Origin of the sequence: Akkermansia sp. (genome assembly GCF_020860705.1) — a bacterium.
Classification (GTDB): Bacteria; Verrucomicrobiota; Verrucomicrobiia; order Verrucomicrobiales; family Akkermansiaceae; genus Akkermansia.
Window position 1 is genome coordinate 56,755 of the sequence record NZ_JAJBTT010000018.1, and the last position, 24,906, is coordinate 81,660.

Annotated in this window: 17 protein-coding genes; 8 read left to right on the top strand and 9 right to left on the bottom strand. The window is 58.9% G+C overall.

What is annotated here, in order from left to right:
- Positions 1-291 precede the first annotated feature (291 nt).
- Entirely contained in the window at positions 292-777 is a 486-nt protein-coding gene (locus LIO64_RS03540; protein WP_290548068.1) for a hypothetical protein, read from the bottom strand.
- Between the two features lie 524 nt (positions 778-1,301).
- Between LIO64_RS03540 and LIO64_RS03545 the strand changes: the two genes are divergently transcribed.
- Positions 1,302-3,266: a TaqI-like C-terminal specificity domain-containing protein gene (locus LIO64_RS03545; RefSeq protein WP_290548069.1), complete on the top strand. Its 1,965-nt coding sequence runs from the start codon at positions 1,302-1,304 to the stop codon at positions 3,264-3,266.
- Here the strand turns inward: LIO64_RS03545 and LIO64_RS03550 are convergent.
- The gene (locus LIO64_RS03550) at positions 3,214-3,744 is read right to left on the bottom strand and encodes a DUF805 domain-containing protein (RefSeq protein ID WP_290548070.1); all 531 of its coding nucleotides are present in this window, start codon (positions 3,742-3,744) and stop codon (positions 3,214-3,216) included. The two genes, LIO64_RS03545 and LIO64_RS03550, sit on opposite strands and share 53 nt — an antisense overlap.
- Positions 3,745-3,863: 119 nt before the next feature.
- Between LIO64_RS03550 and LIO64_RS03555 the strand changes: the two genes are divergently transcribed.
- Entirely contained in the window at positions 3,864-5,129 is a 1,266-nt protein-coding gene (locus LIO64_RS03555; RefSeq protein ID WP_290548071.1) for a hypothetical protein, read from the top strand.
- 13 nt (positions 5,130-5,142) lie between these two features.
- Here the strand turns inward: LIO64_RS03555 and LIO64_RS03560 are convergent, their stop codons facing one another.
- Positions 5,143-5,880: a hypothetical protein gene (locus tag LIO64_RS03560; protein WP_290548072.1), complete on the bottom strand. Its 738-nt coding sequence runs from the start codon at positions 5,878-5,880 to the stop codon at positions 5,143-5,145.
- Between the two features lie 176 nt (positions 5,881-6,056).
- On the opposite strand from LIO64_RS03560, the gene LIO64_RS03565 reads away from it, so the two are divergent.
- Positions 6,057-7,088, top strand: coding sequence for a tetratricopeptide repeat protein (locus tag LIO64_RS03565; RefSeq protein WP_290548073.1), 1,032 nt, complete (start codon positions 6,057-6,059; stop codon positions 7,086-7,088).
- Here LIO64_RS03565 and LIO64_RS03570 read toward each other — a convergent pair.
- Positions 7,085-7,660, bottom strand: a complete 576-nt coding sequence (locus tag LIO64_RS03570; RefSeq protein ID WP_290548074.1) for a hypothetical protein — start codon at positions 7,658-7,660, stop codon at positions 7,085-7,087. The two genes, LIO64_RS03565 and LIO64_RS03570, sit on opposite strands and share 4 nt — an antisense overlap.
- Between LIO64_RS03570 and thiD the strand changes: the two genes are divergently transcribed.
- From thiD to LIO64_RS03585, 3 genes are all read left to right on the top strand, one after another.
- Positions 7,659-8,447 (top strand): bifunctional hydroxymethylpyrimidine kinase/phosphomethylpyrimidine kinase, encoded by a 789-nt coding sequence (thiD, locus tag LIO64_RS03575; RefSeq protein ID WP_290548075.1) that lies wholly within the window; start codon positions 7,659-7,661, stop codon positions 8,445-8,447. The genes LIO64_RS03570 and thiD overlap by 2 nt on opposite strands.
- A gap of 183 nt (positions 8,448-8,630) precedes the next feature.
- Positions 8,631-8,900 (top strand): hypothetical protein, encoded by a 270-nt coding sequence (locus tag LIO64_RS03580; RefSeq protein WP_290548076.1) that lies wholly within the window; start codon positions 8,631-8,633, stop codon positions 8,898-8,900.
- Between the two features lie 294 nt (positions 8,901-9,194).
- Positions 9,195-10,577: a DASS family sodium-coupled anion symporter gene (locus tag LIO64_RS03585; protein ID WP_290548077.1), complete on the top strand. Its 1,383-nt coding sequence runs from the start codon at positions 9,195-9,197 to the stop codon at positions 10,575-10,577.
- 70 nt (positions 10,578-10,647) lie between these two features.
- Here LIO64_RS03585 and LIO64_RS03590 read toward each other — a convergent pair whose 3' ends face one another.
- The 3 genes from LIO64_RS03590 to LIO64_RS03600 all read right to left on the bottom strand — a co-directional run bounded on the left by LIO64_RS03590 (position 10,648) and on the right by LIO64_RS03600 (position 17,847).
- Positions 10,648-13,809 carry an efflux RND transporter permease subunit gene (locus tag LIO64_RS03590; RefSeq protein ID WP_290548078.1) on the bottom strand — a complete coding sequence of 1,054 codons (3,162 nt, stop codon included), beginning with the start codon at positions 13,807-13,809 and terminating at the stop codon, positions 10,648-10,650.
- Positions 13,810-13,821: 12 nt separating this feature from the next.
- Positions 13,822-14,979, bottom strand: a complete 1,158-nt coding sequence (locus LIO64_RS03595; protein ID WP_290548079.1) for an efflux RND transporter periplasmic adaptor subunit — start codon at positions 14,977-14,979, stop codon at positions 13,822-13,824.
- A gap of 111 nt (positions 14,980-15,090) precedes the next feature.
- On the bottom strand, positions 15,091-17,847 hold the full coding sequence (locus LIO64_RS03600) for a calcium-translocating P-type ATPase, PMCA-type (RefSeq protein WP_290548080.1): 2,757 nt from the start codon (positions 17,845-17,847) through the stop codon (positions 15,091-15,093).
- A 173-nt stretch (positions 17,848-18,020) separates the two neighbouring features.
- Between LIO64_RS03600 and LIO64_RS03605 the strand changes: the two genes are divergently transcribed.
- On the top strand, positions 18,021-18,674 hold the full coding sequence (locus tag LIO64_RS03605; RefSeq protein WP_290548081.1) for a hypothetical protein: 654 nt from the start codon (positions 18,021-18,023) through the stop codon (positions 18,672-18,674).
- 130 nt (positions 18,675-18,804) lie between these two features.
- Here LIO64_RS03605 and LIO64_RS03610 read toward each other — a convergent pair whose 3' ends face one another.
- On the bottom strand, positions 18,805-21,342 hold the full coding sequence (locus LIO64_RS03610) for a hypothetical protein (protein ID WP_290548082.1): 2,538 nt from the start codon (positions 21,340-21,342) through the stop codon (positions 18,805-18,807).
- 185 nt (positions 21,343-21,527) lie between these two features.
- Between LIO64_RS03610 and LIO64_RS03615 the strand changes: the two genes are divergently transcribed.
- Positions 21,528-23,258 (top strand): thiamine pyrophosphate-dependent enzyme, encoded by a 1,731-nt coding sequence (locus tag LIO64_RS03615; RefSeq protein WP_290548083.1) that lies wholly within the window; start codon positions 21,528-21,530, stop codon positions 23,256-23,258.
- Between the two features lie 86 nt (positions 23,259-23,344).
- Here LIO64_RS03615 and gatB read toward each other — a convergent pair whose 3' ends face one another.
- A complete protein-coding gene (gene gatB / locus LIO64_RS03620; protein ID WP_290548084.1) occupies positions 23,345-24,811 on the bottom strand; it encodes an Asp-tRNA(Asn)/Glu-tRNA(Gln) amidotransferase subunit GatB in 1,467 nt (488 codons plus the stop codon).
- Between the last annotated feature and the right edge of the window lie 95 nt (positions 24,812-24,906).

A 24,906-nucleotide genomic window follows, 5' to 3' on the forward strand; every position in this document is an offset into this window, starting at 1 on the left:
GCAGCTGACTCTTAATCAGTTTGTCCACGGTTCGAGCCCGTGACGGGGTACCATCTCTTTTTTAAGTCCGGCTTGCTGATAGCAAAGCCGGGCTTTTGGTTGATAGGAATGTTGAAAAAACGATTTGTTCTTGCCAATTCTCATTTATCCTGCCAGACCTTTTTCCCGGAGGTGCAAGCATACACGATAATATGGAGAGGCCGTTGTTTAAAATCAGGTGTTGAAATCTCTTGAGAATTACATTTCGTTTTTAATAACAGCAACATAAAGAATTCCATGCGAATGCCGTTCTTATTGATTTTCTCCATACATGGGGAAAGGATCGTTTTCGTCCACGCATGACATTTCAAGAAAATATTGCTTGGAATACGGTTCTTTGAAAACATGTCCACTGTAATAAGTGGAGATGGCAAACATATCCGTCAATACTGTGCCTTTTTTAACGAATCTCCCGGGAAGTCCCCATTGCCTGGAATCGTTCAAAGAACGCAGATATCCCTTATATCCCCGGTAAATGACATGATCGTTATTATAAATGATTATTCTGTCCGTATCTCCAATATCATTTTTTGCTAGAAAATCCCGGATGTTGTCGGAATCAAAATTTAAAAAATACGGATTTTGATTAAATGATACATCATCGGAAAAAACAATATCTCCGGATTCTGATTTTATTTGAATATGGGCACAATTGTTTTTTGTAAATAAAATAATTGCTGAAATGATTAAAATAACCAATGTAATCAGGAAAGATATTTTTAATACATTTTTTTTCATATTGCCTATGATTCTAAAGCTGTTTGGTATTCGTCGGGGCTGTAAACATCGCCTTGAGAATACATGGTACTGTCACATTTTCCAGAGTAATAGAAAAACAGGACGTCAGGGATACCTGTAACCGCAGTGCCCTCCCTTCATGATTTTATGAATGATTTCTGAAACATATACATTCGCCGCCTTCCTGTGCAGGGTTCCTGGCATAATGATATATTTTTGACGCTATACAGGTTTTATTGTTGCAAGAGCTGCGGATGCTCCCCGGATGATTTCAGGAGACTGCGACTGCCTTTCCCTGCGGGAAGCATGCATGGAATGTTAAGGAAAAACGTCCCGGACAGAAATATAGTGAGGGAGGCATCCGAGGCAATTTCTGCTTTTGATTGCGTGGGCCGGTCTGGTAGTGTACGAATACGGTAGTGAAGGAGCGGAGCGTTCAGGATTGTTTCATGGCCCGGTGTTTTGTCCCGGAGCGGGGAAGGGGGAGCCATTCCGAAGCATGGGGGCGGTTGAAAGAGGCTTTGATGAACAATTTGCTGGAACGGCAGGCGGACCATGCATGCCGCCTGCCGGAAGGATTCTTTTTTTCCCTGAGGGAAGAGGATGCTCACCGGGCTGTTACTCCTTCCGTGCTGGAGGGGATGCAGGAACGCTCTCTGACGGATGCCCGCCGTTCCGGAACCGTGTATACTCCCGGCTTCCTGGTCCGCTGGATGGTCCGGGAGGCGGTATCCTTCTGGCTGGCATCCAGATTGCCTGTTCCCAGGAATGGTGATGAGGAAGCCAGGTTGCTGAAAAATATCCGGGTGCTGGATTTATCCGCCGGGGCCGGGGCTTTCACTATGGGAATGCTTCGGGAACTTGTCGCCCGCAGAAAGCGTCTGGAGCCGAAATATACGGAGGCCGATTTAGTTCGTACCATTCAGGAAGAGAATATTTACGGGGTGGATGTTTGTGCGGAGGCGCTGGAGGTGGCGCGTTTCCGTTTTCACTGTGCATGGCTCGCTGCCGGAGGAAAAGGGTATTGCCGGGACCACCTGCTGTGCGGGGATGGCCTGGACATGTCTGAGGATGGCGTCTGGCAGCGGGGCCTTTCAGCGGTGATGGCGGACGGAGGCTTTGACCTGGTAATCGGGAATCCCCCTTTTGTCGGGGAAAAAGGGAACAAGGAACTGTTTGACCGCCTGAAGTCTTCTCCGTTGGCTTCCTACTGTTCTTCACGCATGGATTACTGGTACGTGTTCGCCTGCGTGGGGCTGGACGCCCTGAAGCCGGGCGGCGTGATGCATCTGGTCGTGCCCAACAAGTGGATGGCGAATGCCGGGGCGGCCCCCCTGCGCCGGAAGCTTCTGGCGGAATGTGCGCACCTGCATTTGTCGGACTTTGGCGCCTGCCGGGTTTTTGAGGGAGCGCGGGTGCATACCATGACCCTGCTGGCGGAAAAAGGGGCGGAGTCCGGGTGCGCGGCCGTGGAATACCGCCGTTTTTCCGGCTCCCCGGAAGCCGTGGAAGAAGTGCGGGATTTTCTGGACCATGCCCCCTATGAGGCGCATCCCTTGCCGGAAGACCGGAAGGCTGCGGCGCTGCATGGCCTGTTTTTCTGTTCCGCGGCGGAACAAGCTCTTCTGGACAGGATGGAGTCACGCAGGGATTTGGAGCTGGACGCTGCAAGTGAGATCGCCCAGGGAATCGTGCCCAATCCGGATGTGGTTTCCGCCCGCGCCCTGGGAACGCTGGGTGCCGGGGAGGCGCGAAAGAGGGGCATCCGGCGCGGGGAAGGCGTGTTTGTGGTGCCGGAGCGTCAATTCCATGACGTGCCGGAGCAGGAGCGGCGGTTTCTCAAACCCCTGTATGAACCCCACCTGGTGCAGCGCTACGGAGTACGGGAACCGGAAAAAGTGCTGCTGTACCTTACGCCTTCCAACGGGGCGGACCGGGCCGTTACGCTCATCCGCCATCTGGAAAAATTCCGCCCCCTGATGGAAGCCCGGCGGGAAACACGCATGGGCCGCATGAAGTACTACCACGTGCACTGGCCCCGGAAGGAACGGTTCTTCCTTCCCGGTCCCAAGATTCTGGCGGTACGCAAGTGCGCCCGGCCCACCTTTGCCTATACGGAGAAGGAGGCGTATGTGATGATGGCGTTCAACGTGATACGCACGGAGCGCATAAGCATGAAGTACCTGGCCGCCCTGTTCAATTCCCGCCTCATGCAGTTCTGGTTTCTCCGCCGGGGGAAAATGCAGGGGGATTTTTTCCAGATGGATACGGCCCCCATCCTGCGCGTTCCCATCCGGGTGCCCGGCCTTTCCCGGCTGCGGGAGGTAGAGGCGCTGGCGGATGCCCTTGCGGTCCGTTATTGCCCGGAGGCAGATGAACGGATGAACAGGCTGGTGGAAGAGATTTACGGACTGTCCCCGGAGGAGCGGGAGATGGTTATTCAGGCGTGTTCTCCTCCGCAGGCCGGGAGGGGAAGCATGCCAGAATGATCAGCAGCAGCCAGTAGGCGGAGGAAAGGACGCCCAGGAACTGGGTGATGGAGCCTCCTTCGTATTGGAAGCGGTCCAGCACGGCCCAGTTGATAATACTGATGACGGCCAGCGCAATGTAGCCGTACCCCCATGCCGTACTGAACCCCGCGTCCCTGAGCCTTCTGATGGTAACGCCCCAGATGGGCAGATAGAAGACCATGGTGACGATTTGCACGATGAGGATGAAGGGCGCCATGTGGGAAGAGATGATCGTCTGGACTTGTTCCGGGTCCTGCATTCCCGACAGTTCCCCCCACGGCAGCCCCAACGCAAAGATGACCCCGCCGGCCATGCCGAAGACGAAGGAAAAGATAAACAGGAAGAGGTAGAATCCCCAGAACTCCCGCCGCGAGGCCGTCCCCGAGAACGTAGCGTAATTTTTCGTGAGGCACAGGATAAAGTATCTCCAGAGGGAAGGGCGTGCTGGCGTGTTCATATCTGTCCGTTTTTATAACACGGCCACCCGGAAACCTGCAATGGCAAAAGGAACATCCGGACTTGATTTTCAGGGGTGTCCCCGTAAGGTGTGCGTCCTGCAACTTGTTCGTTAATCCTATGATGAAGCCTGTTTTTCTGCGGAATTGCCTGTCTGCCGTCTGCTGGTGCGCTGTTTTCCACGCGGCGGGGGACGGCGCGGGGATGGCGCAGGCCCGTCCGGCATCCGCGGGCTCCCTTCCTTCCCTGTGCAGCGTGCTGGACCGCGGCCCCGTTCTCTACCGGAATGATTCCTCCTGGATCAGGAAGGTGAAGCTGACTCTGATCGGCCAGTACCAGGCTGCCGCCGTCAGCCCCAATGGAGCCAACAAGTTCTGCCCTTCTTCCGGCGGCCATAACAGCGAGTGGCGGCGGGCCTACCTGGGCGGCGACATTCTGATGGGAGACGGCTCCTGGCGCCTGTCCAACCTGACGAATGTGGGGGACCTGGAAGGCCGCCACCGTGAAGTGCGCGGGGAATGGACCGGCAGCCGCACGGAATGGTCCCTGTATGAGCTTTATCTGGAAAAGACCATGCCCGGCGTCAAGTTCAGGGCGGGGAAGCTGACGCCGCAACTCACGTCCGAATACTGCCTGGCTTCCTCCCGGATCAAGACGGTGGAAAGGTCCGCCCTGTGCAATGAATTGATTCCCATTTCCAACTGGGGGCTGGAGGCCAATTTCCAGAAGGACGCCAAAAGCCTGTACCATTCCTACGGCATTTACCTGAACGCGAACGGCACGGATCTGAAGGATGAAATCCAGTTCCATTCCGCGGACAATCTTTTTGCCCTGAACGCCATGAAGTGGAAGGTGGCCTCCCCCATGTGGGACAGCCAGACCTTGGGGTACCAGTACGCCCATAATTTTACGGAGTGGCGCGGAAGGAAGATTCCTTCCACTTCCGATTACTGCGGAACGGGGGCGCAGGACGTTGTTTCCCTGAGCTGGGACGCCAGCCGTGGCGCCTTTTCCGTGATGGGGAACCTGCTGGCGGGGGTGGGGATTGTCGGGCAGCCGGGCGCCAAGAATGTGTATGGCCTGGTTCTTCAGCCCGTTTACCGGATTTCCCCCCATTTGGAAGGCGTCTTCCAGTACCAGTGTTCCTTCGGCAACCGTTCCGTGAAGCTGAACACCCGGTATGCGCCCAGCGTCACCCATTACCCCGCATGGGTGGACAGCATGCATTCCTTTTACCTGGGGCTGAACTGCTACCTGTGCCCGGAAGCCGTGAATGCGGTCAAACTGATGCTGGCGGTGGAATACATCACCAGCCGCGTGGATTCAACAACGGCCAGGGCGTTCAACGGATGGAGCGTTTTCGGAGCCGTCCGGTTCAAGTTCTGATCCACCACCTCCGTTATTGTAATTTTCTCAGTACGGTGGGCTGGTAGGCCGGGAGCGCCGGAATGGGGACGTACCCGGGGGGAAGCTGGTCCCACACGGGATGCATGGGCCGGGAGTCCGCTTCAAAAATGGTCCCGTTGAAGGATTTGATGATGGTGCGGAAGGCCCCGGACGGAGCCGGCTGGATGACGAAAGGTTTCGGCTCCGATTCCGGTAGATTCATGTGCAGATTGACTTCCGCCTCGTTCCAGGCGGGCCAGACGTCGGAGGGCGAGGAAATCTCACGGATCTCCGTATTGGTGGCGGAAGGGGGCGTATGGAAAAAAGGGCTGTCCGGGTCGCCGTCGTTCAGCCAGACCTCGTCATCCGGTTTTTCCGTGGTGATGACCAGCTCTTCCTTGCTGGCCGGATGGTAGAATTCGTAGCCTGACAGGGCTTGCCTGTCCGTTTCCACCCTGTCTTCATTCATGTGGATGCTGATGGCGGGCTTGTTTTTGGGCGCGGCGCGCTCCATCTGGGACTGGAAGAGGGCAGCCTGCTGTTTCAGGGCTTCCGGAGAGGTGCCGCGCGCGTATTTGGGGAAGAAAACGCTTTTGGTATCTATTTTCCCCGGGCGGACTTTCACCGGTTCGTCCGACAGTTCAAAAATGTATTTTACGGGAGGTTCCGCAGCAGAAATCCGGCAGCAGACTCCCCCCATGGACACCAGGACCAGGCACGTCAGGAGATACAGGCGCGGTACAAATTTCATCAGCGGTTGAACTGGTTCCAGTAGAACAAAAAGAGGAAAATATTCAATGATAAAAGAGAAAATCCCTCTTCCGCGGTTCAAGAGGCGTCCGGGATGTCCCCCAGGCGCGGGCGGCTGCGGCATTTCCGTCATTTCTCTTCTTGGCAGGTCCGCGCGGCTGTCCTATGGTAATGGACATGATGAGAAAAGTTGCCGCCGGATGCCTGGCTGTCTCCGTATCCCTTTTCTGGTGCGGGTGCGACCGCAAACCCGCAGCCGGGAAAGATCAGCCTTCCCCTTCCGGGGAGAGGGAAGCGCCTGCCGCAGAAAAGGGGGAGGCAGGAAAATGGCAGGAACGCCTTGCCGCCGCATCCGCCAGGGCCGCCCGTGAGAAGGGGAATGACAAGGAGCATGTGAAGGCGCTCAATGACGTGGCCGCCCTGTATGCGGAGGGATTGCAGAACGGCTGGGCCCATCCGCTGGATGTGCGTTCCTGGTGTGACTCCGTGGCGGAGGCCGGCGCCGGGTATTCCGGGGAAACGGTCATCGGCGCCATGTTCCTGTACGGAACCGGCGTCAAGCGTGATGCGGCAGCGGCCAGGGAATGGTTTGAGTACGGCCTCGCGCGGCCCGGCAGTCAGCGGGGTAACGCCCTGTACATGCTGGGCATGATGTATTTCAAGGGGGATGGAGTGAACCAGGACGGGAACAAGGCTCTGGAACTGTGGCAGAAGGCGGCGGATGAGGAACATCCGGCGGCCATGGGACTGCTGGGCCGGGCCTACATGGAAGGGAAAATGGGCTTTGACCGGGATGCGGCCTCCGGACTGGTTTTGCTGGAAAAAGCCGCCAACGGGGGGAATACGGCTTCCTCCGTCTATCTGGGGAATATTTATGCGAAGGGGACGGGCGTGGAGCAGGATATGGAGCGTGCGATGAAATGGTATGAGCAGGCGGCTTCCGCCGGGGACGCCCATGCCCAGTACATCGCGGGGCTGGCGTATCTGGAAGGCTCCGGCGTGCCCGTGGATGAGGGCAAGGCGTTCAACTGGCTCCGGCTGGCCGCCGGGCAGGACCACGTCAACGCCATGCTGATGCTTTCCGTCTGCTACAGCACCGGAAAGGGAACCAGGCAGGATGCGGACATGGCGGAAGTCTGGAAAAAGAAGGCCCTCCAGCTGAATGCAGAGCGGGAAGGCGGCCGTGCGCCGCAGACGGAAGAACGTTAGCCTTCCCGGATTTCCCGGTTCAGGAATTCCAGGGCCTGCTTCCGTTCCAGAACGATGTTTCCCCGGGCGTCCGGAATGACCAGCAGGCCGTCCCGGTGTTCCAGAATGGCGTGGATCATGGCGAAAACGTGGCCCAGGGCGCATTCATCCTCCAGGATGAAACGCAGCATTTTGGTACGGTTTCCTATTTGCCGGAGGGCGGAGGCGTCCCTCTTGAATGCCTGGCGCGCGTCGTCCCTCTCCATCACCCAGAACACGTCCAGCTGGGATTCCCCTTCTTCATCCAGGTATTCCCCTTCCAGCACGTGGTCCGGCGCGTTTTCCGGCGCGCCGGAAAGGTTCAGCCGGAAGCACGGGTCCAGGCGGAACATGTTTTTTTGCAATTCCTCAGCCGTGGGCAGGGGCGCAGGCTGGATGAAAAGCCAGAATTCCTGATCGTCCGGGGCAGGGTTGGTCATGGGCGGATTGTGGCATTCCCTCGGCGTTTTCCCACCCGGATGTGTGACATTGAGGCGGTGCGTGCGGATTTTGGGATGTTCAAGACCGTCCCTGCCGATTAAAAACAGGGGCATGAGCATTCCCGTAATGATGACGATTGCCGGTTCCGACTGTTCCGCGGGGGCCGGGCTTCAGGCGGATATGAAGGCGGCCCTGGCCATGGGAGCGTTTGCGCTGACGGCCGTCACCTGCGTCGTGTCCGAGGTGCCGGGGCTCGTGCGCGGCATTCAGGAGGTGGACCCTGCGCTGGTGGCGGACCAGGTCAGAATCAATCTGGAACATTTTCCCGTGGGCGCCGTGAAGACGGGCATGCTGTATTCTCCGGCCATTGTCCGGGCGGTGCATGAAGTGCTGGCGGATGCGGATATTCCCGTAGTGGTGGACCCCGTGATGATCGCCACGGCGGGCGATCGGCTGATGCGGGAGGAGGCGGTAGCCGTTTATGAAGAACTGCTGCTGCCGGGCGCGGCCCTGCTGACGCCCAATCTGGATGAGGCCGCCGTGCTGCTCCGCTCTTCCTCCAATCCCGGAAGGGATGAACTGCCGGAGGCCGCCGCACGGCTGGCCCTGAAGTACGGATGCCCGGTTCTTCTGAAGGGCGGTCATCTGGAAGGGGACTGCCGGGACGTGCTGGCGGGGCAGGACGGCCGCATTCTGGGGGAATGGAACCGCCCGCGCGTGCAGGGGGTGAGCACGCATGGAACGGGCTGTTCCCTGTCCGCCGCCATTGCGGCGCGCCTGGCCGCCGGGGACGGACTGGTCACGGCGGTGGAGCGCGGCCTGGAATTCATTGCCGCCGCCATCCGTGACCACCTGCGCTGGGAACGCCCGGTCCGGGTGGATGCGCTGAAATTGTGGTAGAACCGCCTCCGCTCCGTTCCTTTTTCCCGTCGTCCGGTTGGGAAAAAAGGGGGCTGCCGTCCCCTTTCTGTGCCTTAATAACGCTTTGTGCTTGCGTATGGGATGCGGGGTTGGTAGTTGTATCCACGCCCATGTGCCACATGGAGCTTTTAAGAATTAGTAAATATCATAGCAATTATCACTATGGGACAGCAAATCCGCAAAGTCACCAAGCGCCGCAGACGTGCCGAATACAACAAGCGTAAGAAGGAACAGGCCAAGTTGAATTCCAATACGCCTATCCGTCTGGCCGTTCCCGTTGCCAAGGACGCCAAGCCTGCCGCCAAGGAAGCTCCCGCCAAAAAGACCGCGGCCAAGGCCCCCGCCAAGAAGGCTGAAACCAAGGCTCCTGCCAAGAAGGCCCCCGCCAAAAAGCCGGCTGCCAAGAAGGCTGCCGAACCTGCCGCTGAATAATTGCCCGGGCGCAGGGTTCCCCCCTTCGCGCGTCAATCAAACAGTTTTTACAAGCCGCCCCGCATGTGCCGGGCGGCTTTTTGCATGTCTGGACTTCTCTCGTTTTCAAAAGGGGGAGGGATGGTCCGCACGGGTTTCCTGCGCCTGTGCCGGGGAGGCCGTATCCAGAGTCCGCACTCCGGACTCCTTCCTTGTTCTTGATGCAGGTGGGGGAGCTTCTCCCGGCATCTTCCGGAATGAAGTTGACTCTATTTCCCGGAAGCGTACAAAAGGAAATAACACCATTTTTTAACCATGCGCCATCGTACGACAGATTCCGCCAAGGGGCACCGCAATTACATCATCATTGCGTGTGACGTGCTTCTTTTCCTGGCGATGCTCAAGTGGCTCCCCGTGGACCCGGAGGTAGCCAGAGGGCTGGCCGTTCTCACCTTCATTGGCGTTCTGTGGCTGACGGAGGCGCTGCATGTGACCGTGACCGCCCTGCTGGTGCCGGTGCTCGCCATGTTCATGGGCATTCTTCCGGGAGCGAAGGCGCTGGCAGGCTTTGCCGATCCCACCATTTTCCTGTTCTTCGGCGGCTTTGCCATGGCCGGCGCCCTTCATGAACAGAAGATAGACACCTGGCTCGCGGGAAAAATTCTCAAAATGGCCCGCGGAAGCCTGGGCATGGCGCTGGTGCTGATCTTTCTGGCGACGGCCTTTCTCTCCATGTGGATGTCCAACACGGCCACGGCGGCCATGATGCTCCCCCTGGTTATCGGACTGCTGGACCGCATTCCGGCGGAAAAGATCGGGACAACGGCCCCCTTTGCCGTGCTGGGAGTGGCGTACAGCGCCTCCATCGGCGGCATGGGAACGCTGGTGGGTTCCCCTCCCAATGCCATTGCGGCGCATGAGCTCGGCATGGGGTTTGCGGAATGGTTCCGGATCGCCATGCCCATTGTGCTGGTATTCGGGGTAATTGTCTTTTGCCTGATGTACCTGTTTTTACGCCCACGGCTGGGTCTGCATGTGGATATGTCCCCGGCAGAAGGGGATGAGACGGAATCCCGCCTGAACGCCAGGCAGGTGCGCGTGCTGGTTCTGTTTGTGCTGGTGGCCGGCAGCTGGATGTGCAGCAGCTTCCTTTCCTCCGCGCTGGGGGGCATCCCGTCCATGGATACGCTCATTGCGCTGTGCGCCGCGGTGCTGCTGCCCCTGTGCGGGGTCATCAACTGGAGCGGCATTGCCAAAAATACGGACTGGGGCGTTCTGCTGCTGTTTGGGGGAGGCATCACGCTCAGCAGCATTCTGGTGCAGACGGGGGCCGCGGGATTTCTGGCGGACCGGGTGTCTTCCCTGGCCATGGGCCAGAGTCCCCTGGTCATCCTGCTCATCATCAGCGTTTTCATTACGTCCCTGACGGAATTCTGCTCCAATACGGCCAGCGCGGCCCTGGTGGCCCCCCTGATGGTTACGGTGGCCTCCGCCATGGGCATGTCCGCCCTGCCGCTGGTGCTTCTGGTGGGTATCGGCGCTTCCTGCGCCTTCATGCTTCCGGTATCCACGCCGCCGAATGCCCTGGCCTTCGCCACGGGGAAATTCCCTCAAATGACCATGATCAAGGTGGGGCTGCTGATCAATGTGGTGCTCGTCCTTGTCAAGGCCTTCTGGGCCTGGATATTCTGGATGTAGGGAAAAAGCGTGTAGAGAAAAAGCGTCTATTGCCGTCCGCAGGGTTTTCCGTTCCGGGCGCGGGCATTGCTCATTTTACCGGAGCGGGCGCTCCCTGCGCCTTTTCCTGAAGCTGGCGGGCCACTTTCTTGTCCAGCCTGGCAAGTTTGGCAACCAGATAGAAGAAGGAGGGGATGAAGAACACCCCGATGAAGACGGCCGTAATCATGCCGCCGATCACCCCTATGCCGACCACCTGCCGCGCCGCCGCTCCCGCGCCCGTGGCCAGGGCCAGGGGAAGACAGCCCATGATGAAGGCGATGCTGGTCATCAGGATGGGGCGCAAACGGATTCTGGCCGCATCCAGCGTGGAGGTGAGCAGGTCTTTCCCCTGTTTCAGTTCCAGCACGGCGAATTCCACGATGAGGATGGCGTTTTTCGCCGCCAGCGCAATCAGCACGATGAGTCCGATTTCCGAGTAAATGTTCAACTGCTGGCCGAAAATCCACAGTGCCAGGAAAGCGCCCAGAATGGCGATGGGAGCGGTCATGAAGACAGCGACGGGTAGCGACCAGCTTTCATACAGGGAGGCCAGGATCAGGAAAACGAAGATGGCGGAGGCCGCAAAAATCATGCCGATGGTGATGCCGTGCTGCGCCTGTTTTTCCTGGTAGCTCATGCCGGAATAATCATACCCCATGCCGGAGGGCATCGTCTGGGCGAAGACTTCCTCCAGGGCATTCATGACCTGCCCGGAGGAATAGCCCGGAGCCGGGGTGACGTTGAGCTGGGAGCTGTTGAACATGTTCTGGCGGATCAGGAATTCCGGCGCCCAGCCGTGCGTGACGTTGATGACGGAATCCAGCGGAACCGGGTCCCCGGCATTGTTGCGCACGTAGAACATGGAAAGCTTGTCGATGCTGTTCCGGTAGGGGGCGTCCGCCTGCATGTACACCTGCCATTCCTGCCCGTAAATATTGAAATTATTCAGGAAGGTGCTGCCCATGTACGCCTGGATGGTGGCGTAAATCTCATCCACGTTCATGTTCTGGAGGGTGGCCTGCTCCGTGTTCACATTCAGATTGTACTGAAGGTTGGACGGAGACATGAAATTGCTGATGCCTGCGATTTCAGGCCGTTTCGTGGCGGCCTCGATGAACTTGGCCGTGTTGGCGGCCAGGAATTTCTCCCCGATGCCCTGGCGGTCTTCCAGCAGGAAGGTGACGTCCCCGGACGTGCCGACGCCCGGCAGGGGAGGCGGCGGAACCACATACGCCATGCCGGAGGAAATTTCCGCGTTCAGCTTGCTTTTCAGCCTGGCGGCGATGCCGTCCGCCGTCATGCCCGGGGCGGTCCGCTCCGACCACGGTTTCAGGGAAATGAAGAAAAAGGAGTTGGAGGAGCTTTGGACGGAGCTGATGAGGTTGAAGCCGTTCACGGTGGTGACCACTTCCACGCCGGGATCTTCCCGGATGATCCGTTCAATCTGCGCGGCTGTGGCCGCCGTGACGTTCAGGGAAGTATTGTCCGGCATTTCCACCCCTCCGAACAGGTAGCCCTGGTCTTCATTGGGGAGGAACCCGGTGGGGATGAGTTTGGCAAGGGGGAAGAGAAGGACGGTCATGGCGGCCAGCAGAAGGATGGAAAGCCACATGTGCCGGATGAGTTTGGCGCAGGTTTCCACGTACCAGTCCCGTGTCTTGTTGAAGCCCTTGTTGAATAAATTGAAGAAAGGCCCCAGCAGTGGAATGGAATCCGCCTTTCCGGCTTTCAGCAGTCCGGCGGACAGGGTGGGGCTGAGGGACAGGGCGCAAAAGGCGGAGATGATGATGGACACGCCGATGGTCACGGCGAATTGTTCAAACAGCTTGCCCGTAACGCCGGGCAGCAGCAGGGTGGGCACAAACACGCAGGAAATGACCAGCGCCGTACTCACGATGGGGCCGGATACCTCCTTCATGGCCGCCATGGTGGCCTGCATGGGCTTCTCCCCGTTGGAGATATGGTTTTTTACCGCTTCCACCACGACGATGGCGTCATCCACCACCAGGCCGATGGCCAGCACCAGCCCCATCAGGCAGATCGTATTGATGGAAAAGCCGAAGAACGGAAAGGCGATGAAGGCGCCCACGATGGAAACCGGCACGGCGAAGGCCGGAATCAGCGTGCCGCGCCAGCCCTGGAGGAAGATGAAAACCACCAGCACCACCAGGCCCAGGGCGATCACCAGCGTGCTGACGATGTCATTAATCCCGGCACGGACGGCCAGGGTGGAATCCAGGGAAACGAGGTAATCCATGCCGGGGGGCATGTTGGTATCTTTCAGCAGGGCCTTGATATTGTCCACCAGCTGGATGGCGTTTCCTCCGGGCGCCTCATAAATGCCGATGGAGGCGGCAGGCATGCCGTTTACGGAAGAACTGAGGCTGTAAGTCTCCGAACCCAGTTCCACGCGGGCGACGTCACTCACCCGCACGATGGAGCTGCCCTGTCCGCGCACGACGATGTTTTCAAATTCCTTCACGCTGGTCAGGCGCCCAGGGGCCTTCACGGTAAAGGAAAGCTGCTGGTCCGGCGGAGCGGGCTGCGCGCCGATCTTGCCCGCCGGATTCACGGCGTTCTGGGCCTGCACGGCCAGCATCACGTCACGGGCCGTAATGTTCAGGGCGGCCATCTTTTCCGGATTCAGCCAGATGCGCATGGCATAGCGGCCGGAGCCGAATACCTGCACGTCGCCTACGCCGGGGACGCGCTTGATGGCGTCCACCATGTTGATATAGGCGTAATTCGCCAGCCAGAGGCCGTCATAGGTGCCCTGCGGGGAATAGAGGCTGACCACCAGGGCGGGCAGCCCGCTGGTCTTGCGCAGGGAGACGCCCAGTTCGCTGACTTCCGGCGGAAGCTGGGAGGTGGCCTGCCCGTAGCGCAGGTAGGAAAGCACCTGGTCCATGTTCGCCTCCGTGCCGGTTTCAAAAAGGATCATCATGCTCATCTGCCCGTTGTTGGTATTGACGGAAGTCATGTAGGACATGCCGTCTACGCCGGACATCTGCTGTTCAATGGGGGAGGCGATGGATTTGACCACCGTCTCGCAGTCCGCCCCGGGATAGGTGGCCGTCACCTGGATGGAGGGGGGGATGATATCCGGGTACTCGGATATGGGAAGGCGCAGAATGGAGAAGACCCCCAGCAGAACGATGATGATGGAGAGGCAGATGGAAAGGATGGGGCGCTTGATGAAGAAATCAGCCATGGGGAGAAGGGCTTATTGGTTGCTGGCGGGGACTGCTTTCATGCGTGCAGCCGGGTTTCTGGAAGCCATTTCCGCCTGGAGAAGGCCGTCCACGACCACCTTGCTCTGCGGGGTGAGGGAATCCGGTTTCAGCGGAATAACCTGCTGCCGGTCGCCCTGCTGCGTTCCTGCCTGCACGGGAATGATGGAGGGGTGGTCGTTCCCGTCCAGCGCGATGACGAAGAAGCGGCCCTGGGTGGAAAGAAGGGCCTTTGACGGAACGGTCAGCGCATTTTTGACGGTGGCCAGCCGGGCCGTGGCGAGGATGAACATGCCGGGACGCAGCAGGTAGTCGGCATTGGGAAGATTGGCCTGCACGCGGATGGTGCCCGTCTGGGGATTGAACGCCCGGTCAATGGCCACCACCGTGGCTTGTTCCGGGTATTTGGTGCCGTCCTTCAGCGTGATGTCCAGCTTGCTGCCTTTCTGGACGCCTTCATTTCCGTTCTTGCCGGCCTGCTGGATCCATTCCTGCTGGGTGACGGCAAAATTGACGCGGATGGGGTTGACGGAGGAGACGATGGCGAGGGGGCCGCTTTCCGGGCTGACCAGGTCGCCGATGTTTGTTTTGGAAATGCCGGCAATTCCGTCAAAGGGAGCGTACAGCACCGTATAGGAGAGATTCTTTTCAGCCAGGGCCAAGGCCGCCGTGGCCTGCTGCACCTGCGCTTCCGCCGCAATGGCGGACAGGCGCGTGTCCTCGTACTTCTGCTTGGAAATGGCGTTCTCCGCGGCCAGGGGCTTGTAAATCTCCGTATCGTAATTCAACTGCTGAAGCTGGGCCTGCGCCTGCGCCAGCGTAGCTTTGGCCCTGGTTACCTGGTCCTTGAAGGTGGAATCGTCAATGCGGAAGAGCGCCTCTCCCTTCTTCACAATGGCCCCGTTGGCGTAATTCTGCGTTTGCAGGTAGCCCGTGATCTGGGGCACGATGGAGGAGTTGTCCACGCCGTCCAGATGGCCCACCCAGCTCCCCATGACCGGAATGTCCATGACAACGGGCTGTTCATAGATAATCGTGGGCGTTTCATGAGGAGCCTGTTCTGTCTTTTTACACCCGGAAAACAGGAGGGGAAGCAGGAAAAGGAGAACGGCGGAACCGGAAATAGAGCCCGTCAGGCGTGTCAAGTCCATGCTGTGAATGACACGCCTGCGGCCTCCTTTGTTGAAAGAAGGCTTTCCGGGCGGCAACGCCGTCCGTGTCATGCAGGGGTGGTTTCCGCCGCATCAGGCGGCTGGACGTGCTTACGGATGCCGGGGAGATGGGGACGGGGTGAAGGCCCTCGCCAGTTCCCCGATCCACAGGACGATGGAGGTGCCGGCAAAGATGAGGCCCCAGTCCGTCCAGCTCAGGGGCACCACGTTGAACATCTTGCCGCCGAAGGTGACAATGATGTATTGCCCGGCCAGGATGAGCAGCGCCACCAGGCCGAAGCCCCCGATACTGGCGCCCATGCGGGCGAAGGCGCTCTGGTGTGTGTTGAATGCCTTGGCATTGAACATGTTCCAGAATTGGAGAAATACGAAGATGGTGAAGAACAGGGACAGTTCATATCCGGTCAGTTCGTGTTCCGGAGAAGAAAAATCCAGGTAGCTGCGGAAGTAGCCGCTGAGGCTGAACTGCGTCAGGCTGGTGATGTCCGCATGCTTGAAGTATTGCAGCAGGCCGAACAGGAAGGCCACGAACAGGATGCCCACGCCCAGGATGTTCCGGCCCATGGGGCGGGTGATGATGTGGTCCGTGGTTTTGCGCGGCGGGTCCTGCATCACGCGTTCGTCCGGCGGCAGGGAGGCCAGGGCCAGGGCGGCGAAGGTGTCCATGATGAGGTTCACCCAGAGCATCTGCGTGACCGTGAGGGGAGATTCCGCGCCCAGGAACGCGCCGATGAGCACAATGAGGCAGGCCGCCACGTTGATGGTCATCTGGAAGACGATGAAGCGCTGGATGTTCCTGTACAGGGAGCGCCCCCACATGACGGCGCGGGAAATGCTCATGAAGGAGTTGTCCAGAATGGTGATGGCGCTGGCCTCCTTCGCCACGGTGGTGCCGTCCCCCATGGAAAGGCCCACCTGGGCGGCGTTCAGGGCAGGGGCGTCATTGGTGCCGTCCCCCGTCACGGCCACCACCTGGTCCTTCTTTTGGAGCAGTTTCACCAGGCGTTCCTTGTCCATGGGCCTGGCGCGGCACATGATTTTCAGGTCCATGACGCGGTTAAGCAATTCCTCATCCGGAGTCTGCTCAAACTCCACGCCCGTCATCAGGCGGTCCGGCGTGTCCGCCTCCGTCCACAGGCCGATCTGGCGGCCGATTTCCCGCGCGGTGCCGGGCGTGTCTCCCGTGACGATCTTGATATTGATGCCTGCATCCATGCAGTCCTTCACGGCCTGGGGGACATCGTCCCGGACGGGGTCGGAAATGGCGGCGATGCCCAGATAAACCAGGTCTTTGCGGATGACGCGGCCATCCTCGAATACCGGGGCGTCATCATCCAATATCCGGTAAGCAAAGCCCAGCGTGCGCATGGCCTGGTTCTGGTAGGCCAGCAGCTGCTCCTCAATCGCGGGGCGCATGTCTGCGGCAGGCACATGGCCTTCCGGAGTCAGGACGGTGGAGCAGAGGCCCAGCACGATTTCCGGCGCTCCCTTCACGTACAGGATTTTTTTCCCCAGCAGGGGGGATTCCACCACGGTTGCCATGTACTTGCGCTCCGTGGAGAAGGTGAGCTGTTCCAGCACGCGGGCGTTTTCCCTCAGGTCCAGGTAATTCACTCCCAGCCCGTGCAGCCACAGGAGAAGCGCCCCTTCCGTGGGGTTGCCCAGGGCCTTGATGTGTTCCGGATTCTCATAGTCCAGGAAGGCGGTGGAGTTCACGGCGATTCCCTCCCGGATCAGGTTGCCCAGCTCGTTGTCCGCCGGGGAGGCGTTCCCCAGGCCGTAAAAGTCCGCCTTGTACACGTTCATCTGGTTGCGCGTCAGGGTGCCCGTCTTGTCCGTGCAGATGACGGTGGCGGCCCCCATGGTTTCACAGGCGTGCATTTTACGCACCAGGTTGTTGTTGGCGAGCATGCTCTTCATGCTCAGGGCCAGGCTCAGGGTGACGCTCATGGGCAGGCCTTCCGGCACCGTGACCACGATGACGGTTACGGCGATCATGACGGTGTTCAGAATGTAGGTTCCCGCGCCCAGCCATTCCACGGGGCCGTCCAGATGGGAGAAGTACAGAGTAAGGCGGCCGATGATGATGAGGGCGGCAATGGCGTAGCTGGCCCAGGTGATGAGGTCGCCCAGCCTGGAAAGCTGGCGGTTGAGGGGAGTCTGCACCTTGTTGTCAATCTGGGAGCCTTCGTAAACCTTGCCGTATTCCGTCTTGTCCCCCACGGACGTCACTTCCATGATCCCGTGGCCGTCCACCACCGTGGTTCCTTTCAGAACATGGTTGGAGGGGTAGGTGGCGTCCTTGTTGAACTCCGCTTCCACCGTGGTTTTGCTGATGAGGGGTTCCCCGGTCAGCGTGGATTCATTGACCTGGAGGGAAACGGCTTCCAGCAGAACTCCGTCCGCAGGGACTTCCTCCCCGGTGTTCAGGATGACGACGTCCCCCGCCACCACGTCACGGCGGGGCAGTTCGCAGACGTTGCCCCCGCGGATGACCTGGACCATGGTGTCGTCATTGACCTGGTTCAGGATTTCAAATTTCTTGTTGGCGCTTACCTCAAAGGCGAAGCCCACGCAGGTAGCCAGCAGGATGGCTACCAGAATGCCCACGGGTTCCAGAAAGACGCTGGCCGGTTCCGCTCCGGTAAAAAACTGGTAGCAGGCCACGCCTACGGACAGGAGCAGGGCCACCAGCAGGATCTTGATGATAGGGTCTGAGAATTTCTCCAGGAATTGCTTCCACAGGGGTTCCTTTTCCGGCGGCGTCAGGATATTGACGCCGTATTTGGTCCGGCTTTCCAGAACCTGCTGTTCCGTGAGTCCCTGATGGTGTGCTGCGCTCTTCATGGTCGAGATGTTTCTTTACCTGATTGGAGTGCATGAGGAAAGGACGGAGGAAGATTTGCGGAAATGATGACGGGAGTTTTTGAGGAAGAGGCGGCGCAGTTTTTCCTTCCGTGCCGTGAAGACCAGCATTGTTGCCTTGACTTTGATGGAGTTCTGGAGATTCTGAATTACCTATGTGGAGTGATCTTTCTCATGGCTTTTCCGTGCTGGCGGAGGCTCTTTCCTTCCTCTCCCGTTCCTGGGGCTTCTGGCTTTGCGTGGGCAGCGTGGCGGGACTGGCCGCCGTTTATGCCTGGTGGAGAAAGAGGCTGGCCCTGTGGGCGTTTTTGCTGGCGTTCCTTTCCCTGCTGGCCGTGGTGGGCCTGGCATGCCACCGGGTGATGCATAAAAATACCTTCCTGTGGATTCAGGAGCCGGCGCTTCAGGCCCTGTCCGGAAAGTATGAGGTGGAATCCACTCCCAGGGAGCGGTGGTTTTTCCGGCCTCCGGAGCTGAAACGCTTTTTCCAGGTCAGTTCTTCCACGATTTTCCTTCATGAAGACGGAACGTGTGAGATTTCCTCCTTCCCTCGTCCGGAGGCGTGGGGCTGGTGGATTTCCCATCCGGAGGAAAGGGACGACCTCTCCGTGCTGGAAGAGGATCTTGTTTCCTCCTGCCGGGGAACCTGGTCCCTGGTGAAAAAGGGCGGGTATTACGGCGTATCCATCGTTTATTCCCCGGGCAGCAGCCTGACGCTGTACCTGGGCGGAGAGAATGCGGAATGCCTGGTGTTGCCGGTCAACCCCGCCGATCCGCTGGAAGCGGTGACGTTTGAGAAGATGCTCTGATCTCCGTGCGGGCCGCCGGTCCGTGGGAGGAATGCATCCACGGGAGGCCGCGTTGCCGGCTTCCGCCCACGGAGTTGTTTTAACCGTCCGTCCTGCATTGCCGGTGCATGCTCCCGGATGACGGAGGGTTTTATTTGGCCTTGCCCCCTTCGTACACCAGCACTTCAAAGGGTTTTAACGTAAAGGTCAGCTCTTTGTCGATGTCCAGGGGCTTGCCGGTGAAGCCGTCCAGAGCCCTCTGGTCGTCATAGGAATCCTTGAAGGTGATGGCCCCCTTGACGTCTGCGGGGATGTCCAGAAGGCTGCGCAGGGTGCCGGTCAGGCTTTTCTCCTGATCGGAGGAGTTGCGGAGCGCCAGGGTTGCCTTGTTTTTATTCCAGGCGGCCCACCCGTACACGGCTCCTTCATTGGTATCCTTGTTCCACGGGTTGCCGCCCACCCAGTGCACATCGTCCAGCACGTCCGCATTGCGGCGTATCCATTTGATGCTCTTGGCCAGCTCGTCCCACAGCAGGCCGTTTTGGGCGTTCATCAGGTCCCGGTCCACATAGAGTTCCTGGAGGGAGGTCCCGCAGGCCATGGCGCAGCGGAGTTCCTTCTTCACGTTTTCAGGATCGCGGGGCATGCACGCGGGCGGCCCGAACTTGGTGACGATCACACCGTGGGTCATCATGGAGTTGATGGGCATCAGCGGAGAGCCCTGCACAAAGACTTCATGCACCAGGCGGTCGCGGTAGGTGATCCACTTGTCGCGGTTGTCGCCCACGCCGATGGTGCCGAAGTCGTTTTCCTGCCTCCAGACGGAGTCCGCGTAACGGAACCAGAAGGGGGAGGCCCAGGTTCCCACCGTGCAGTTGATGTAAAGATCTCCCTTCTTTTTGCGCAGGGCGGTCAGCACGCGGATGATGCCTTCCGCATCCTCTTCATTGCCGGGGCCCTTGGCGTGGAAGTGGGTGCTGATGCCGTCGAATTTGAAGTACTTCATGTTGTAGTCCTTCACCATCTGGGAGCAGCGGCCCACAAAGGCGTCAAAGTATTCCTTGTTGGAAAGCTGGAAGTTGCCGATCTTGTTGTCCGGGTGCTTGACGTTCCAGTGGGCGAGGCGCTTGCCCTTGGAGGCTCCATAGCCGCCCACCGGGCCCAGCCACGCGCCGATGCCCGCCTTTTGCCTGCCGGCGGCGGCGTCCACGCGCTTGAATCCCTGCGGGAACATCTTGTGGAAGTCCCACAGGCTGTTGAACTCGTCCCATCCGTCATCCCAGACGAAGGCGTCAATAGACATGCCGCGTTTCTGGAAAAACTGTTCCTGCCAGTCCTTCAGCACGGCCAGGCACTGCTCTTCCGTCATGCGCTTGGCGGGATCGGAATCATTGTTCCGGTTGATATTCAGTTCATACCAGGAATTGTAATGGATGAAAGGGCGGTAGGGCATCACGCGCTCCCGCTCTATATAGGCCAGGAAGGAGCGGCGCTGCTGGCCGGGGGCAAAGATGCCGAGGACGGAGGATACTTCCCACACTTCCCTGGGCTGCATGGTGGTTTTACGGCTCCAGAGGCCCTGGGCCATCCGGGAATCGTCCGTTTGGGCAGCCTCTTTTTTATCCAGCGTGCGCACGGGGAGGGAGAAGATGATTTCCCCCTTGCTGGCAATCGGTTCAGTCTTGGTCTGGACCCAGTAGCGCAGCATGTAGTCCCCCTTGGCGGGAACTTTTACGGTATAGGTGTTGTTGGCATTGGCATTCCCGGTGCTGCCGGCGTGGAAATCCGAGTCCAGAACGGCTCCCTTCGTGGAAAGGAGCTGCACGCCGACCGTGTTCAGCTTGTTATTCCCCTTGTCGCCTCCCTTGTACTGGAAAGTGACGGTGCAGGGCCCTTTGCCGTCAATGGTAACGGGGCCTTCCGCAGAGGCCAGCTTGTCCCCGTACTGCTTGTTCAGTTCCTTCGGGATGTTGAAATTGCCCGTCCATGAAGCCGTGGACCATGCGTTGGCTTTCCAGGTTGCGGAGTCCCCGCTTTCCGCATTTCCGGTTCCTCCCACGGTATTGATGCCCATGGGCGTTTCCAGGGCGGTGAAAGCCAGGTCATTGACGATGAGGGCGCCTCTGGCGTTGCCGGAGACGGAGGCGGCCCCGGCTTTTCCTTCCACCAGGTCATATTGCATGGCTACGATGTTTTTCATCTGGACGGGCTGCGTACTGACCAGGCGGAGTTCCTGCCGCAGGTAATGGGAATGGTCCCTGAGCACGGCGCGCCAGGAGATGTGCAGGGAACCGTTCAGCGCCTGGAAGGAGGCCGTGACGGCTTTTCCGGGGAAGCGGTCGGCCAGTTTGAACGCCTTGGGATTGGGCTGGAGGGTGACGAGTTTGACGTTTTCCGCCTTCAAGTCGGAGGATTTGATGCTCCGGCCGTCCTGGAGGTTGATGATGAACAGTTCCTCTCCGGCCTTGGCTACGGGGCCCAGTTTGGACGTCATTCCTCCAAAGGAAAGTTTGCCGCCGCGGTTGAGGAATTTGGCCGTCAGAAGGTTGTTGGAGAGGGTATAGCCGGAGGAGGCCTGCTCCGCATTGGCCGCACCGGGGGTGGACCCCGGAAAGACAACTGCTGCGGAAGCGGTTGCAAGACTTCCGGAGACGGTGGCCAGCAAGAAAGCTTTAGTAAGAAAATTCATGGTGGGATATAAAAACGGAGCTAGGATGCTAAGATAGCTCCCGGCGCGGTTTCTTCAAGGAAAAAGCCTTCCGGCGGGGAAGACGGCCTCTTGAAAATCCGTCATCGTTTTACGTGCGGAAAGGGTGCCCGGATTCCATGACACGCAAGCATTGATTTTTTTCACCCCGTTTTGGTCTAATCTACATGTATACGGTAGCCGAGCAGCTTGTTGAGATTCTGGAAAAAGCGGGGGTAAAGCGCATTTACGGCATTGTGGGAGACAGCCTGAACCCCATCACGGACGCCCTCCGCCGGAAGAGAACCATTGAATGGATTCACATGAGGCATGAGGAGGTGGGCGCTTTCGCCGCCAGTGCGGAAGCCCAGTTGAGCGGCAACCTGGCCGTGTGCTGCGGAAGCAGCGGCCCCGGCAATCTTCATTTGATCAATGGCCTCTATGATGCCCACAGGAGCAGGGCCCGCGTGCTGGCCATCGCTTCCCATATTCCCCAGAGCCAGGTGGGGGTGGATTATTTCCAGGTGACTCATCCGGAACAATTGTTCAAGGAATGCAGCAGTTATGCGGAGCTGGCGTCCACCCCGGTACAGGCGCCACGCGTGCTGATGTCCGCCATCCAGCACGCCTATTCCCTGCATGACGTGGGCGTCATCGTGCTGCCGGGAGACGTAGCGGACGCTCCCGCGGAATCCAGGGCGCTGATGCACCCTCCCGCCTACACCAGGGAAACCGTGGTGCCGGATCATGAATCCGTGGCACGGCTGGCCCAGATGCTTGCCGCGCACGACCGCATCACCTTCTTCTGCGGGGGAGGATGCGCCGGAGCGGAAAACAAGGTGGTGCAGCTGGCCGCGAGGGTGAAAGCTCCGATTGCCTACACCTGGCGCGGCAAGGAGTATTTTGAGCATGACAACCCCATGGGCGTGGGCATGACCGGCCTGCTGGGTTGGGGGGATGCCTACAAGGCCATGCATGAGAGTGACCTGATCGTGATGTGGGGAACGGATTTCCCCTACTTCAATTTCCTTCCTGTCAAGCCGACCATCGTCCAGATTGACTGTCGCGGGGAAGTGCTGGGGCGGCGCTGCCGCCTGGATTTGGGAATTTGCGGGGATGTGGGTGCTACGGCGGACGCCCTGCTGGAAATGGTGGAAGAGAAAAAAGATTCCGAACATCTGGATGCCTCCCTGAAACGCCATGCCAAAGACGTGAAGGACATGAACGCTTATATGGAAGGGAACGACAAGGAGTCTCCCATCCGTCCGGAACAGGTGACCACCGCCCTGAACCAGTACGCGGCTCCGGATGCCGTGTTCACCGTGGATACGGGCACCCCCTGCATCTGGAGCGCGCGGTTTCTTTGCTCCACGCTGGGCAGAAAGACGCTGGCGTCCTTCAATCACGGTTCCATGGCCAATGCCATGCCGATGGCCATCGGAGCGCAAAAGGCATACCCGAACCGCCAGGTGATCGCCCTGTGCGGGGACGGCGGCCTTTCCATGCTGCTGGGGGACCTGATTACGATTGTGCAGTACAGGCTTCCGGTGAAACTGGTGGTGTATAATAACGGCTGCCTGGATTTCATTCAGTTGGAAATGCAGGCCGCGGGCCTGATTCCCTGGCAGATTGACCTGGACAATCCCTCCTTTGCCGCCGTGGCGGATGCCGTGGGCATCAAGGGGTTTGTGCTGGACAAGTCCAGCCAGGTGGATGAGATGGTGCAGGATTTTCTGAAATATCCGGGCGCGGCGCTGCTGGATGCCCGTGTGGACCGTGACGCCCTGGCCCTGCCTCCCTACATCAGCCTGGGGCAGGCGGCGGATTTCTCCCTATCCATGGTCAAGCAGACCTTCTCCGGAGAAGTGAAGCAGGTGTGGAATACCCTGTCCGGGAACAGGAAGCTGTTCAAGCCCTGATGACTTGAACAAAAATACTAAATATGAAAGACCAACTACTAAATCTCGTGCTGGGAAATATTTAGTCTTTCACCTTTAATAGTTGGTCACTGCGCTGACAGCGCTTTCTTCAGAGCTTCCGTCACGATCTTCGGATTGGCCTTGCCTTTGGCGGCTTTCATGACCTGGCCGGTGAGCCAGTTGAGCAGCTTGTCGTTTCCGGCCTGGATTTCCGCCACCTTGTCCGGGTTGGCGGAGATGACTTCCTGCACGATGCCGTCCAGGAAGGAGGAATCCGCTTTTTCAAAGCCAAGCATCTTGGCGGCCTGCGCCGCAGTGAGGGACGGTTCCTCCCACATTTTGGAGAAGACGTCCTTGGCCTGGTTGTTGGAAACGGTGCCGTCGTCAATGATGGCGATCAGGTCCCGGATGGCTCCTGGCTTCACCGGGCATTCGGACGGCCGCATGCCCTTTTCATTCAGCACGGCGGAAATGTTGTTGATGACCCAGTTGGCGATCTTCTTGCCGTTTGCGGTTCCCTGCGCGGCCTCTTCAAAGAAGCGGGCCAGCTCCAGGTCTCCCACCAGCACGTTGGCGTCATATTCGCTCAGGCCGTACTCCTCCATGAACCGCTTCTGGCGTTCCTGGGGCAGTTCCGGAATCTCGCTGCGTACCTTGTCCACCAGCGGGACCGTATGCACGGGCACCAGGTCCGGGCAGGGAAAATAGCGGTAATCGTGCGCATCTTCCTTGGTGCGCATGACGACGCTTTCCCCGCGTTCGTCGTCCCAGCGGCGGGTGGACTGGATCTGCAGAATACCCATGTCCAGTTCTTCCGCCTGGCGCTGGATTTCATAATGGAGGGCCCTGCGGACGGCGGACATGGAGTTCAGGTTTTTCATTTCCACCTTTGCGCCCAGTTCCTTCTGGCCGTGGGGACGCAGGGAAATGTTCACGTCGCAGCGCATCTGCCCCTTCTCCATGTCAGCGTCGGAAATATCCCCGTAATTCAGGATCTGCTGGAGGGATTTGAGGTAGGCGTAGGCTTCCTCCGGGGTGTCGATATCCGGGTCGGAGACGATCTCCATCAGGGCGGACCCGGCGCGGTTGTAGTCGATCAGGGAATAATTGGCGTGGTGGGTGATCTTCGCTGCGTCTTCCTCCAGGTGAATGCGGGTCAGCTTCACCGTGCGGAAAGGGGGTACGCCGGCCTTGATCACGTCATTCGGGTAGGACCAGGGGTACAGGGGCACCTCGCCGCCCAGGCACAGGGGAAGGTCCAGCTGGGAGGTCTGGTAGTTCTTCGCCATGTCCGGGTAGAAATAATTCTTGCGGTCCCATTGGGAAACCTCCGGGCTGGAGCATCCCAGCATCAGGCCGGTCAGCAGCGTGCGTTCAATGGCAAACTCATTCAGCACGGGCAGGGCGCCCGGAAGCCCCAGGCAGGTGGGGCATACGCGCGTATTGGGTTCAAAGCCAAAGCCGGTCTCGCAGGAGCAGAACATTTTGCTCTTCGTCTTGATCTGGCAGTGGACTTCCAGGCCAATGGTCACGATGTAATCTGAAATTGCCATAAAATTCGGAACGTTTGAATATCGCGGAAACTGTACGGGAGCGCTTTATCCGTGTCAAGGTACACCTCCGATTCCTGACTGGAAATTATGTGCCG